14 protein-coding genes are annotated in these 11,598 nt (G+C 60.1%); 3 read left to right on the forward strand and 11 right to left on the reverse strand.

The features are described from left to right. Nucleotides 1–6: 6 nt before the first annotated feature. The 6 genes from AC4CS3_RS16745 to AC4CS3_RS16770 all read right to left on the reverse strand — a co-directional run bounded on the left by AC4CS3_RS16745 (nt 7) and on the right by AC4CS3_RS16770 (nt 3,086). Nucleotides 7–1,014: a pilus assembly protein TadG-related protein gene (locus tag AC4CS3_RS16745; RefSeq protein WP_490784386.1), complete on the reverse strand. Its 1,008-nt coding sequence runs from the start codon at nt 1,012–1,014 to the stop codon at nt 7–9. After that, on the reverse strand, nt 1,002–1,445 hold the full coding sequence (locus AC4CS3_RS16750; RefSeq protein ID WP_490784426.1) for a TadE/TadG family type IV pilus assembly protein: 444 nt from the start codon (nt 1,443–1,445) through the stop codon (nt 1,002–1,004). Before AC4CS3_RS16750 ends, AC4CS3_RS16745 begins: the two co-directional genes overlap by 13 nt. Then, nucleotides 1,445–1,648, reverse strand: coding sequence for a Flp family type IVb pilin (locus tag AC4CS3_RS16755; protein ID WP_490784387.1), 204 nt, complete (start codon nt 1,646–1,648; stop codon nt 1,445–1,447). Before AC4CS3_RS16755 ends, AC4CS3_RS16750 begins: the two co-directional genes overlap by 1 nt. Before the next feature lie 121 nt (nt 1,649–1,769). Continuing rightward, nucleotides 1,770–1,961, reverse strand: a complete 192-nt coding sequence (locus tag AC4CS3_RS16760; RefSeq protein WP_490784388.1) for a Flp family type IVb pilin — start codon at nt 1,959–1,961, stop codon at nt 1,770–1,772. A gap of 8 nt (nt 1,962–1,969) precedes the next feature. Continuing rightward, entirely contained in the window at nt 1,970–2,161 is a 192-nt protein-coding gene (locus AC4CS3_RS16765; RefSeq protein WP_490784389.1) for a Flp family type IVb pilin, read from the reverse strand. A 271-nt stretch (nt 2,162–2,432) separates the two neighbouring features. Beyond that, nucleotides 2,433–3,086, reverse strand: coding sequence for a prepilin peptidase (locus AC4CS3_RS16770; RefSeq protein WP_490784390.1), 654 nt, complete (start codon nt 3,084–3,086; stop codon nt 2,433–2,435). 295 nt (nt 3,087–3,381) lie between these two features. Between AC4CS3_RS16770 and rplM the strand changes: the two genes are divergently transcribed. After that, nucleotides 3,382–3,825 (forward strand): 50S ribosomal protein L13, encoded by a 444-nt coding sequence (gene rplM / locus AC4CS3_RS16775; RefSeq protein ID WP_024817563.1) that lies wholly within the window; start codon nt 3,382–3,384, stop codon nt 3,823–3,825. 36 nt (nt 3,826–3,861) lie between these two features. Next, nucleotides 3,862–4,371, forward strand: a complete 510-nt coding sequence (gene rpsI, locus AC4CS3_RS16780) for a 30S ribosomal protein S9 (protein WP_234749102.1) — start codon at nt 3,862–3,864, stop codon at nt 4,369–4,371. 241 nt (nt 4,372–4,612) lie between these two features. Here the strand turns inward: rpsI and AC4CS3_RS16785 are convergent, their stop codons facing one another. Together AC4CS3_RS16785 and AC4CS3_RS16790 are read right to left on the reverse strand one after the other, a co-directional pair. After that, the gene (locus AC4CS3_RS16785) at nt 4,613–6,328 is read right to left on the reverse strand and encodes a glycosyltransferase family 39 protein (protein WP_490784391.1); all 1,716 of its coding nucleotides are present in this window, start codon (nt 6,326–6,328) and stop codon (nt 4,613–4,615) included. A 181-nt stretch (nt 6,329–6,509) separates the two neighbouring features. Continuing rightward, on the reverse strand, nt 6,510–7,427 hold the full coding sequence (locus AC4CS3_RS16790; RefSeq protein ID WP_490784392.1) for a glycosyltransferase 87 family protein: 918 nt from the start codon (nt 7,425–7,427) through the stop codon (nt 6,510–6,512). A 332-nt stretch (nt 7,428–7,759) separates the two neighbouring features. Here AC4CS3_RS16790 and glmM point away from each other — a divergent pair, with 332 nt between their 5' ends. Continuing rightward, entirely contained in the window at nt 7,760–9,124 is a 1,365-nt protein-coding gene (gene glmM, locus AC4CS3_RS16795; protein WP_490784393.1) for a phosphoglucosamine mutase, read from the forward strand. Nucleotides 9,125–9,190: 66 nt separating this feature from the next. On the opposite strand, the gene mscL is transcribed toward glmM, so the two are convergent. The 3 genes from mscL to coaA form a co-directional block, all read right to left on the reverse strand. Beyond that, entirely contained in the window at nt 9,191–9,580 is a 390-nt protein-coding gene (mscL, locus tag AC4CS3_RS16800; protein WP_490784394.1) for a large conductance mechanosensitive channel protein MscL, read from the reverse strand. 88 nt (nt 9,581–9,668) lie between these two features. Then, the gene (locus AC4CS3_RS16805) at nt 9,669–10,523 is read right to left on the reverse strand and encodes a M15 family metallopeptidase (protein WP_490784395.1); all 855 of its coding nucleotides are present in this window, start codon (nt 10,521–10,523) and stop codon (nt 9,669–9,671) included. A 5-nt stretch (nt 10,524–10,528) separates the two neighbouring features. Then, nucleotides 10,529–11,539, reverse strand: a complete 1,011-nt coding sequence (gene coaA / locus AC4CS3_RS16810; RefSeq protein ID WP_236812222.1) for a type I pantothenate kinase — start codon at nt 11,537–11,539, stop codon at nt 10,529–10,531. Nucleotides 11,540–11,598 lie beyond the last annotated feature (59 nt).

The raw sequence follows: 11,598 nt of genomic DNA on the forward strand, positions 1-11,598 counted from the left end.
TAATTCTTACTTTGTAAGTCCGATGACAACGACGTTTCCGGTGGGTGTACTTGATCCGCCGCTGAAGAGGGTTGGATCCGCCGCATATCCGACGAAGGTGCCATAGAGGCCCTTCTCACTGCTCTGAAATTGACTGATATCGCCTGCACTTGAGCCAGGGAAATTAAAGCCAAGGACCTTGAATCCAGCCCATTTTGTAATTTTGTAGTAGACGTTGTTTCCTGAGCAGCTTCCCCAGTTCGGGGACCCAGTGGCAGTCATTCCCGCACACGTATACCCGTACACAGGAAGCGCGACCGTCTGGCCTATGAGGGATGAATCAAAGAGACTGCCACACCCAGTTGGTATGGACGCGCCCGTGCTTGATTGACTCCAGCTGCCAACGCTGGCAGTGACATTGCATCCGCCTCCGGCGTCAGGAGCCAGCCATGCGAACCCGCCTGGGATGATCTGATTTGACGGGTTCCTGCCGTTGCAATCCTGGGCGCCGTGTCCTCCTCCTTGAGTCAGAATCTTGTGCGGAAGCCCATCATCGACGAACTCGCAGGTTGAAAAGACGAGCGGCAGGACCGTGCGGCCTTTGGTGGGGTAGATCCATTTCGCTTGAGCCGTCGCACGGATATCCGCGGTCTGGATGCCCAGAGCGTGGGCGAATACCAGCGAGAAGTGATTGCCGGCAGACGGATCCTGGGCCTGAGTGGTCACATCGACGGTGCCGCCTGTGACGGTGGCCACAATTGCTTGTCCGTGGCTGTCCAAGGTGTTGCCGTTGGCAAACGGTGCGGCATCTGTCGATTGGTCGGCAGCGCACGTGGTGCCGGCAGGCAGTTTTGCGCACCTTTGGGCGATGGCGAGGGCTGCCGCGTCTGCGCCATTTTGGAGCTGCGAGTGCTCCGAGTACATGGACCCGACATCAACTGCGAATGCCGCCATGCCGAGCAAGAAGACCATGAGGAATGCCGTCATCGGAGCGATGACGCCGCGCTCCGGGTGATCAATACTTATCCGCCGCATCGCATGACCCCCGTTCCGGCTATTGATAGGGAGGCCGGCACACCTGGAATGAGGGCAGGAAAACCGGTCATCCATGGAGTGGTGTAGCTCACCGTGGCTATGGCGTTGTTTCCCGGTGAGCATGTACCATCGCCCGAATATGTGATGGCGATGGTTGGGGCCGGTGAGGTAACGGATGGCGCTGCAGCAATCCCCGCGCTTTGCGCGGCCGCAACGCTGTAGGTTGACTCGGAACAGTGAATGGCCGCGTAGCGTGAGGCTTCACGTCCTGCTTCGCTGAGGGAAACTTGAATGTTGAAAGCCCTGCTAAACTCGGCAATCCCCAACACGAGTACAAGGAATATAGGAAGAACGAGGGCGAATTCGACTGCGACGGCACCCGATTCCCGCGGAGAACGTCGATTGGCTCTGGTGTTGCGCCGGGTCCTCATCACAGGCCCGCCACAACTTGTTGAAATCCTGGTACGAGTTGAAGGCCGAGGGTGCCAACGACTACGACTATGGCGGTGGCGATGAACACGACCAGAAGGCTGTATTCGACGGCGCTCGCCCCGGTTTCGGAGCCATCTGCGGCCCCGAGAATTTTCCTCAGCCGCGATGAGAAAGCGCCAACGTGGGACTTGAGACCTTTCACAACCGCTCCTTGACGAGAGAGTGATTACCAAAATGAAGAGCCCAGGGGCGGTCGTTGCCAGTCGGAGCAGACGCCCGAACTGTCCTGGCCGCCCCTGGGCTCATTGCTGTATCTCTAGTTGTTAGAGCTGGCTAGAGATTGTCTGGAAGGCGCTGTTGATTTGCGTGCCGAGGGTTGCAACGACAGCTACGATGACCGCGGCTATCAGTGCAACTAGCAAGCCGTACTCGACGGCAGTCGCGCCCTTTTCGGATCTGACCAACCGCTGTGCCCACCATCTAAGGGACAGGGCTCGAATTGTCAGGAGCCTCATTGGACTTGTTAAAGCCTGGTCGAGATTGTCTGGAAGGCACTGTTGATTTGAGTGCCGAGGGTTGCAACGACGGCTACGATGACCGCGGCGATCAGTGCAACCAGCAAGCCGTATTCAACGGCCGTCGCGCCCTTTTCGGAGGAGAACCGGTCTTTTACGCCGGCGATGAATGCGAGGGTGTGGATCATGAGAGTTGACATTGGAAAACCTTCCCAGATAAGTGAATTTGTCTACGAATTCCTGCCGCTCGCATATCCCGTTTAGCGGATCGGATTTCGATAGGACAAGAATTGCCCCTGGGGGGGTTAACAAACAATGCGTAGTGGTACTCGTCTTTCTTGGTGCCGGAGGCGTCAACTACTCGAAGGGGCCCGCGCTGGTACTCGGTTTTTCTGGCTAAGTACCACCCGGTTACTGACACGTATGGGACCCCTGTGGGATGAGGGAGCCCGGGGGAGGCGTGCCGCAGGCTCAAGCGATAAGAAGTACCACTCCAATGGCCGCGGCGAACATAGCTGGCCCGTGTGCCGCTTCAGATGGCTTGATTCCGCGCTTGACGCGCAACATCAGCACCGTCATCACCCCGCCAACCACGAAGCCCAGCAGTCCCCCGTAGAACACTTGGCTCCAGCCCAAGTAGCCCAAGTACATTCCGAGTGGCGCTGCGAGCTTCACATCGCCCATTCCGAGGCCTCCGGGAGAAATTAATCCAAGAATTAAGTATCCCAGGAACAAAATGACGCCCCCAGCAGCCGCCCGAGGCAGGGCAGACCAGTCAGGCGCCAACATGGCGGACATGAACAACAAGACAAGGCCGGCCGCAAGCAGCAGCAGGATCAGCGGGTTTGGAAGCAAATGGTGTGCCACGTCCACGCGTGACAGCTGCACTGCCATCACTGCTAAAAGCAGGTAGGCGGGGAGAACCGGTGCGAATCCGAAGCGGAGGGTCAGGAGGGCAAACAGCGCGGCGGTGACCACCGCCGTCGTGATCTGGATACGGGGCGATGGGAGCCCGCCAAGCCGCGGCAGGGAACGGGCTATCAGAAGCTCCGCAAGAGGGCTTGTGAGGAGCCCCAGGAGCCCGAAGGCGGCCACAAGCAAGGGCTGGGCGGCAGTTGCTGTCATGGCATCTCCTAGGAGCTCAGGAAGGGTCTCAGTCGTTCACGCTGGTTTCCAGCCTATTTTGACCCTGGAGCTCGTTGCCGCTATTGTTGATAGTCGTTGTGCGTGTCCTTTCTCGATGACACATGCCCGCTTGGGGATCCAGTTGCAGGATCGTTAACTCGACAGGCATATCGGGACTTCGGGATAACTGGTACATAGAGCCCTCACCTCTGCTCCGGTAACGCATACCTAGTAGGCACACGCTTCAAGCGTGCCGCCTAAAACATGAACGCCAGAACAAGAACGAGGCAAAACCGTGCGTACGTACACCCCGAAGCCCGGCGATATCAACCGCCAGTGGCACGTCATCGATGCCACCGACGTTGTCCTTGGTCGTCTTGCCAGCCAGACCGCAACACTGCTGCGCGGAAAGCACAAGCCGACCTTTGCGTCCCACATGGACATGGGCGACTTCGTCATCATCATCAACGCTGAAAAGGTCGCCCTGACCGGCGCCAAGCTGGAGCAGAAGCGCGCATACCGCCACTCCGGCTACCCGGGCGGCCTGACCTCCGTCAACTACGCGGAGCTGCTGGAATCCAACCCGGTCCGCGCCGTGGAGAAGGCCATCAAGGGCATGCTCCCGAAGAACTCCCTCGCTGCACAGCAGCTGGGCAAGCTGAAGGTCTACCGCGGTGCAGAGCACCCGCACGCCGCCCAGCAGCCCAAGACTTTCGAAATCACCCAGGTCGCCCAGTAGTCCTGGCCACCAAACAACTTTTAATCAAGGAGAATCGTGGCTCAGAACGAAGAACTGACCACCGAGGCCGTTGTGGCTGAGGAAAACCTGACCAGCTACACCTCGGAGAGCGGTCCTGCGGAAGCAGAAGCGCCGAAGAAGGAGCGCCCGGCACTGACCGTTGCCGGTGCCGCAGTTGGCCGTCGTAAGGAAGCTGTTGCACGCGTTCGCATCGTGCCCGGCACCGGCAAGTGGATCATCAACGGCCGCGAACTGGCCAACTACTTCCCGAACAAGCTGCACCAGCAGGACGTCAACGAGCCCTTCAAGATCCTTGATCTTGACGGCGCCTACGACGTCTTCGCCCGCATCCACGGTGGTGGCATTTCCGGCCAGGCCGGTGCACTGCGTCTTGGCATCGCCCGTTCACTGAACGAGATCGACACCGAGAACAACCGCGCCACCCTGAAGAAGGCCGGCTTCCTGCGTCGTGACGCCCGCGTCATCGAGCGTAAGAAGGCTGGTCTCAAGAAGGCACGCAAGGCTCAGCAGTACTCCAAGCGCTAAAGATGCGCCTACCCGTGGTGTTGTCGCTGGCGCGACATCACCACGGGGCCCTCGGCGCTTTTTAGCGCTCGGATCCACAAGCGCTAACCGCGCTTTCACGGACTGTGGCCGCTGGCGCGACCACCGTCCCGGGCCCGCTGCACGTTTTACGCGCTCGGCTCCACAAGCGCTAAAGTCGCTTTTACGAAAGCTCGTCCCGCCATTTGGCAGGGCGGGCTTTCGTCGTCGTTGGCGTGCAACGTCAATTGGGGGAGTTGGGGCCGAGAGCGTAATACTGCGCTCCATCGATGTCTTCTGCATTGAAATGGGTCATTACCCAGTCGACTATTCGCGCGGCTTCGCCCTGGCCTTGTATGGTCGCTGGTGGCAGTTTCTGGATGACCATGGACCCAACGCGGCCAGCGCGGACAAGGTCCTTGAACTGTGCGAGCGTTGGAAATGGGTCGGTTCCATCAAAGCCCCCTACTGGCATCACCGCCCTCCCGCTCGCGAGCTGGTAATTCGCCGCGGATTCAGAACCAACGATCGCTGCGGACCAAGCGACACTTTGGGGGTCCTGTCGCAGCCGATCACTGATGCCGGGCACCGGGACGTCGCCATAGGAAAGGACCAGAAGTGTCGGCGTGATGTTCGGTGGCAATTGTTGCCTGTCGGGGCTGTCCGTGCGGATATGTAGGATGCTCGGGCCAGCTATCACCTCAGCGCCGACGTGTGCGCTCAAGATGGTATTGAACGACCAGAGCACAGGTCCCAGAAACAGTGTGAACAGGGGCACAAAAATGGAGATCCGCTGGATACGAAGGTCGGCGGAGGGGATAAGCAGTAATGCGATGGATATCGCGCCCAAGACAAGAAGAGTTTCCGGAAACCACGGGAAGTCGCTGGTTGAACGTGCTGCCGAGACATAGGCAACGATCAAGCACGCGAAGAGGGCCAACCCGAGGCCGAGACGCGGCTTCAGGTGTTTTCTTAGGCGGAGGAGGTGAATGAACCCAAAGGCGGCGAGACAGCTCAGCGGTGGTACCCCCGCGAGGGAGTAGTAGGGGTGGACAATCCCCGACATGAAGGCAAGGACCGTGGCCGATGTGACAAACCAGATGGCACAAAGTAGTAGGAGAGCGCGTTTCGATGTTCCGCCGGCACGCTTCAACAAAAGCCAGGAAATGATCCAGATTCCAGCCAAGGCCAAGGGCAGGAACCATCCGAACTGACCGGAAAACTGCGGTTGCAGAAATCGCTGGAACCCGGCTTCAAGGTCGTCTGAATTTCCAGGCGTCATCGTTCGAACAGCTGCCTCCCCAGTCAGACGATCGAGGCCGTTATATCCGACGGTCAACTCTATGACGCCGTTATTTCTCGTGCCCCCAATGAAGGGCCTTGAGGATGGGTCTGCCAGCTGAACGAGGGCGAACCACCAGCCGCCTGCGAGGACTGCAACGAGCAGTGCCCCACCTAGGTGCAGGAGCCTCTTGACAAGGGAGGCACGGGAAAATGCCAAGTAACTCACGCCCAGAGCAGGGAGGATGAGTGCGACCTGAAGTTGTTTCGTCAGGAACCCGGCACCCACCAGGGCTCCCGCGATGAGTAGCCAGCGCAACTTCCCCTGGTCGATTGACTCGAGGGTCGCGTAGGCGGCCCCAATTATCAAAAGTGTCAGCAGTGCATCCGGATTGTTGTATCGGAACATGACAGTGGCCACGGGCGTAACTGCGAAGAATAGCCCCGCTAATAGGCCGGTTGGAGTGTCGCAACGCTTCATTACCATCCGGTAGATCAGATAGACGCTGAGTACTCCCATGAGTGCCTGTGGGATGAGGATGCTCCATGAGTTGAGCCCGAAAAGGCGCACGGAGAGGGACATGATCCATAGAGACATCGGAGGCTTGTCAACGGTTATCGCATTGCTGGGATCCGAGGACCCGTAGAAGAACGCGGTCCAATCTTCCGATCCGGCCATGGCGGCAGCCGAGTAGTAAGAGTTAGCCCACCCGTTTCGATCGAGCCCCCACATATAGAGGACAGACGCGAAAGCCAGAAGGCTCAGAAGAGCCGGACGCTGCCATGGAAGATCCTGGGCTGGTCCGCGGAACAGGGTCCACCGGAGGTTTATTTTCCGTGCTCGGACGCCCGTCGACATTTCAACCCCCCAGTGTTGTGTGAACCGGGTGACGGTTCATTCCGAAACTGCGTCCCGGCCTGCCAGGCTCAACGGCCATTGTGAGTCGCGGAATTGCTGTAAGGAGCGTAAGTGTGGGCAGGGCGAATACGGGTGAGACCAGCACCATGGCGGGGGCAATGAGCCAAGGCCAACCTTTTCGGGCCCCAATTGCAGCCACACCGGCTCCAAGCAAGCATCGTAAAAAGAAGCTGAGACCGCCGTCTTGTGTAGCGCCACGGTGCTCAATCAAGAAGGTGAACCAGACCTGCCAGTCGGAGGGGTTAAAAAGATATGAAACGCCCGCTATGACCAGACACGCGCTGATGCCTTGGCCGAGTCGACGCCATTCACCACGCACCGCGAAGCAGATGAGCCCTACTCCGCTGGTGATCTTCGTCAGCACCGGGAAAGCCCAGGCGGCAGGCTTTTTGGTTCCGATTACTGCCGAAGCGGCAAGCAGGATGAAGATGTTGCCATTGACCAATTCTGGAACACTCAGCAAGAAGAACGGGATCGCCCACTTGAGCTGTAGTGGTTTGAGGAGCCAGACAAGAACGGCCGACTCCAAACACACCCACACTGCGAAGAAAAACGGCCAGTCGAGCATGGCAAGCGGGCGAATGGCCGTGGCAAAAGCTGGAGAGTAAAGATACGCATCAAGTGCTCCGGCAGGTTTGTCATACAAAAGGGGGCCTTGCCCTGCCAGCCAGTACGCATGAGCATCGAAACCGGGGTTGCTGTTCAGTATGGCGAAGTAAATGCCGTGCGTTGCAAAGTACGGACCGGCTAGCCAAACCAGCACGAACGCGGCTTTTGTAAGCAGAGGAAACTTCCTGGCAAAGGCAGTCCGTGGACTGACCAAGGCATCGGTGATGTTCTCTTCATCCGAATTAATCATGGCAACCCGACCGCGTCCGGCTCGTTGGCCAGGTAATCGTAATTCCCCAACCGGGCAACAATTCCCGGCACCCATTATTAGACAGCCGGCAAATGGTTCTTTCGAGTATGGCGGACTCGTTGAAAACGGGGACAATTATTTCAAGCGCCAAGCCCCCAGAGCTAGGTGTCATGCGGTAATCGTAGATACTTGTTAAGGGGCATTACTAGAGTGGAGCGCAAGACGCAAGTCAAGTAGTTCCACTCTTGCGCTCGCGCCGCTGAAGAGGTATGGGCGGGGTCGGCGGGCCGCCTTCCCTCGACCCCTACAACCGTCGTCTAGACTGGGACGCGATGGCTAGATTATTTGGAACAGATGGCGTGCGTGGTCTCGCCAATGGATTGCTCACCGCGGAGCTTGCTCTTCAGTTGGCCCAAGCTGCCGCGGTGGTCCTTGGCCACGAGCGTGCGGCCAGCGGAACGCGGCCCCGCGCCGTGGTCGCCCGGGATCCGCGCGCGAGCGGGGAGTTTATCGCCGCAGCCGTGGAAGCCGGACTTTCGAGCTCCGGCATCGACGTGTACGACGCTGGCGTGCTGCCCACTCCCGCCGCGGCCTACCTCATCGCCGACCTCGATGCCGATTTCGGCGTCATGATCTCGGCCTCGCACAACCCGGCACCGGACAACGGAATCAAGTTCTTTGCCCGCGGCGGCCAGAAGCTCCCGGACGAGGTGGAGGACGCAATCGAGGCTCAGCTCGGCAAGGAACCCTCACGCCCAGTGGGGGGCGACGTCGGCCGCATCCAGCGTTTCTCGGACGCCGAGGACCGATACATCGTCCACCTGCTCGGCACCCTGCCGCACCGCCTCGAGGGTCTCAAGGTTGTGCTGGACTGCGCCCACGGTGCAGCCAGCGGCTGTTCCCCGCAGGTCTTCGCCAGCGCGGGCGCCGAAGTGGTGGTGATCGGCGCGGAACCCGACGGTCTGAACATCAACGACGGCGTCGGTTCCACCCACCTTGGCCAGCTCAAGGAAGCGGTCATCAAGCACGGTGCGGACTTGGGTATAGCGCACGACGGCGACGCCGACCGCTGCTTGGCCGTAGACCACGAAGGCAACGAGGTCGACGGTGACCAGATCATGGCGATCCTGGCCCTCGCGCTGAAGGCGTCCGGAAAACTGAAGGACGACGTCCTGGTAGCCACCGTGATGAGCAACCTCGGGCTCAAGATCGCATTGCGCGACGCTGGAATCACCCTCCGTGAGACCGCGGTGGGGGACCGGTACGTTCTGGAGGCAATGCGCGACGGCGGCTTCAGCCTTGGGGGAGAACAGTCGGGCCACGTGATCTTCTCCGATTACGCCACCACGGGCGACGGTGTCCTGACCGGTCTGCAGATCGCGGCCCAGGTGGCCGGGACAGGCCGCACCCTCCAAGACCTTGCCCGCGCCATGACCAAGCTGCCGCAACTCATGATCAACGTGAAGGGCGTAGACAAGTCGCGCGCCGCCACGGACGAAGGCGTCGCCGCTGCGGTGGCTGCCGCCGAACTCGAACTTGGTGACACCGGCAGGGTGCTCCTGCGGCCGTCGGGCACCGAAGCGCTGGTGCGCGTGATGGTGGAGGCCGCGGACATGGAAACCGCCACCCGCATATGCACTGAACTGGCCGGCATCGTCGAAGACCGCCTCGCTATTCCACGCGAACTGGCTCTCTAGGCCCGAAAGCACCAAACAACTGTGGCCCGTCTCCGTGAGGAGGCGGGCCACAGTTATTTCAACTGCTTACCTTTGGACCAGGTTGTCGCGGATCTCGGTGAGGAGCGTGACCGTGGGATCGGCCGCCGGCTCATCTTCCGAGATGCCCAACTCGGCGTTGCGGCGCTCGATGAGGTGGTTCATCGGAGCTACCACGACGAAATAGATTGCGGCGGCTACCAGGACGAAGTTGACGATCGCGGTCAGTAAAACCCCGAACTGCAGGTCATTTCCGTTGATGGTTACCTTCGCGAAACTGTCGAAGTTGGGGGATCCAACCAAGGCAGCGATCAGCGGCATAAGGACGTTCTTGACGAGTGCATCAACCACTGCACCGAAGGCGGCACCCATGACGACGGCGACGGCAAGGTCTACGACATTGCCCTTCAGAATGAAATTCTTAAATCCACTCAACATGGCACCAAGCTAGTGCATGCTTGTGAATTCGAAGTGAGCAGCCGTTCAATTCCCAGGAGTGTCGGGAACTTCCCTGGTTAATCAACCTCTAGGGGTAGCCCGGCGCCGCTTCGAGCCCAAAGTACTCCTCGAGGGTGCCGATGCCCCGCTTGGCCATATCCGTTGCAGCCTCAACCCCGATGAATCGCAAATGCCACGGTTCGTAGTAATAGCCGGTGATTTCATTGAGCATCCACGGGTACCTGACGACAAAGCCGTATTTGTAGGCGTTGGCCTTGGCCCAAACGGCGGCTGGTTGATCAGCGAAGCAGGGCTCGAAGCTGCACGCCCCGCCGCCGTCGCCGATGTCGAACGCCCAACCGGTCTGGTGTTCCGAGAAGCCGGGACGGGCCGAGGCCGTGTCCGCCGAGGCCTGGCCGCGCGTGCCCACGTAGCCGTTGTACGTGGCCGTTTGGGTCTGGAAAGAACGGTAACCGGACGCCAGAGTCATGGTGACGCCGGCCGACGCGGCTGCCGCGAAGAGCTTTTCGGCTGCTCCGGCGGTGGTGCTGTTGAGCAGGGACGCCTCTCCGCTGACTGCGAGTTGCACGCGTGGCTGTGCCAAGTCGGCAGGGACAAACTGCAAGGGGGTCAGCGGCCGGTGCTTGTTGACGATGACCCACTGGCTCGCCGGGTCGCTCAGGGAAAACTGCTGGGACAGCACACCCGACGGCGGAGCCTTCGACGGCGGTGCGCTCGACGGCGGCTCGCTCGCCGCTGCGGCGGGAACTGGCGTCGTGGTCGTCGGCGTCGGCGTTGCGGTCTGGGGGCCCGAAGAGGACGGTGCGGATGTGGGCGAAGCGCCCCGGGTATCCGGGCTGCAGGCCGCCAAGGCCGCCATTCCCACCCCTGCAGCAAGTATCGTTGTGAAGGACCTTCGGCTGGGACCGCAGTTGTAGCACATCCGTGCTAAACCTTTCGGAGCAGCATGCGGCGGATGGAATGGTCGGCGTCCTTGGTGAGGACAAGTTGCGCACGGCCACGGGTGGGGAGGACGTTTTCCTCAAGGTTGGGTTCGTTGATGCGCTTCCAAATGCCGCGTGCAGTGGCTTCCGCCTCGGCGTCGGAGAGCGTGGCGTAACGGTGGAAGTAGGATTCGGGCTGGGCGAACGCCGTGGTTCGAAGCTTGCGGAAACGGTCCACATACCAGTCTTCGATGTACGAGGTCTTGGCGTCAACGTAAATGGAGAAATCAAAGAAATCGCTCAGGGCCAAGCCTTGCCGGCCGTCCTGCCGGGGACGGGCGGGTGCCAACACGTTGAGGCCCTCAACAATGAGGACATCAGGCCGTCGGACCACCACTTCCTTGTCCGGGACGATGTCGTAGGTGACGTGCGAATACCAAGGAGCGCGGACCTCTTCGGCACCCCCTTTGATCGCACTCACGAATCGAAGCAAGGCCCGGCGGTCGTACGACTCCGGAAAGCCCTTGCGTTCGAGCAAATGCCGGCGCTTCAACTCAGCGAGCGGGTACAGGAACCCGTCGGTGGTGATGAGTTCGACGTTCGGAGTGCCAGGCCAACGGCGGAGCATCTCGCGCAGCACGCGGGCAATAGTGGACTTACCGACCGCCACCGAACCTGCGACGCCGATCACGAAGGGCGTGCGCTGGGTCTGCTCGCCAAGGAAGGTGGTTGTGGCTGCATGAAGCTGCTGTGACGCCTGGACATAAAGGTGCAACAAGCGGGAGAGCGGAAGGTAGACCTCGCGGATTTCCTTCATGTCCAGGGGATCGCCGAGGCCGCGAAGCCGGATGATGTCCTCTTCGTTAAGCGGCTGCTCCATCTGTGCACCCAGCCGGGACCACGTCTGCCTGTCCAGCTCCACGAACGGAGAGGAGCTGTCGCCGTTCGCTTCATTGCGTTGCAAAGTCACTATAGAGATTCTGCCCCTCCGTTGGCTGATCCGGAAATACAGCATGAACGGCGGGAAGATTTTGTGTGAGCATGCTCTCCGGAAAAGGTGCGCTATCCGGCATA

It is taken from the genome of Arthrobacter sp. SE2, assembly GCF_058244265.1.

Excerpts from the sequence above, each read along its gene's own strand:
- AC4CS3_RS16745 (WP_490784386.1), bottom strand. The coding sequence starts at position 1,014 with ATGCGGCGGATAAGTATTGATCACCCGGAGCGCGGCGTCATCGCTCCG.
- AC4CS3_RS16750 (WP_490784426.1), bottom strand. The coding sequence starts at position 1,445 with ATGAGGACCCGGCGCAACACCAGAGCCAATCGACGTTCTCCGCGGGAA.
- AC4CS3_RS16760 (WP_490784388.1), bottom strand. The coding sequence starts at position 1,961 with ATGAGGCTCCTGACAATTCGAGCCCTGTCCCTTAGATGGTGGGCACAG.
- AC4CS3_RS16765 (WP_490784389.1), bottom strand. The coding sequence starts at position 2,161 with ATGTCAACTCTCATGATCCACACCCTCGCATTCATCGCCGGCGTAAAA.
- AC4CS3_RS16770 (WP_490784390.1), bottom strand. The coding sequence starts at position 3,086 with ATGACAGCAACTGCCGCCCAGCCCTTGCTTGTGGCCGCCTTCGGGCTC.
- AC4CS3_RS16785 (WP_490784391.1), bottom strand. The coding sequence starts at position 6,328 with ATGGCCGGATCGGAAGATTGGACCGCGTTCTTCTACGGGTCCTCGGAT.
- AC4CS3_RS16790 (WP_490784392.1), bottom strand. The coding sequence starts at position 7,427 with ATGATTAATTCGGATGAAGAGAACATCACCGATGCCTTGGTCAGTCCA.
- glmM (WP_490784393.1), top strand. The coding sequence starts at position 7,760 with ATGGCTAGATTATTTGGAACAGATGGCGTGCGTGGTCTCGCCAATGGA.
- mscL (WP_490784394.1), bottom strand. The coding sequence starts at position 9,580 with ATGTTGAGTGGATTTAAGAATTTCATTCTGAAGGGCAATGTCGTAGAC.
- AC4CS3_RS16805 (WP_490784395.1), bottom strand. The coding sequence starts at position 10,523 with ATGTGCTACAACTGCGGTCCCAGCCGAAGGTCCTTCACAACGATACTT.
- coaA (WP_236812222.1), bottom strand. The coding sequence starts at position 11,539 with ATGCTGTATTTCCGGATCAGCCAACGGAGGGGCAGAATCTCTATAGTG.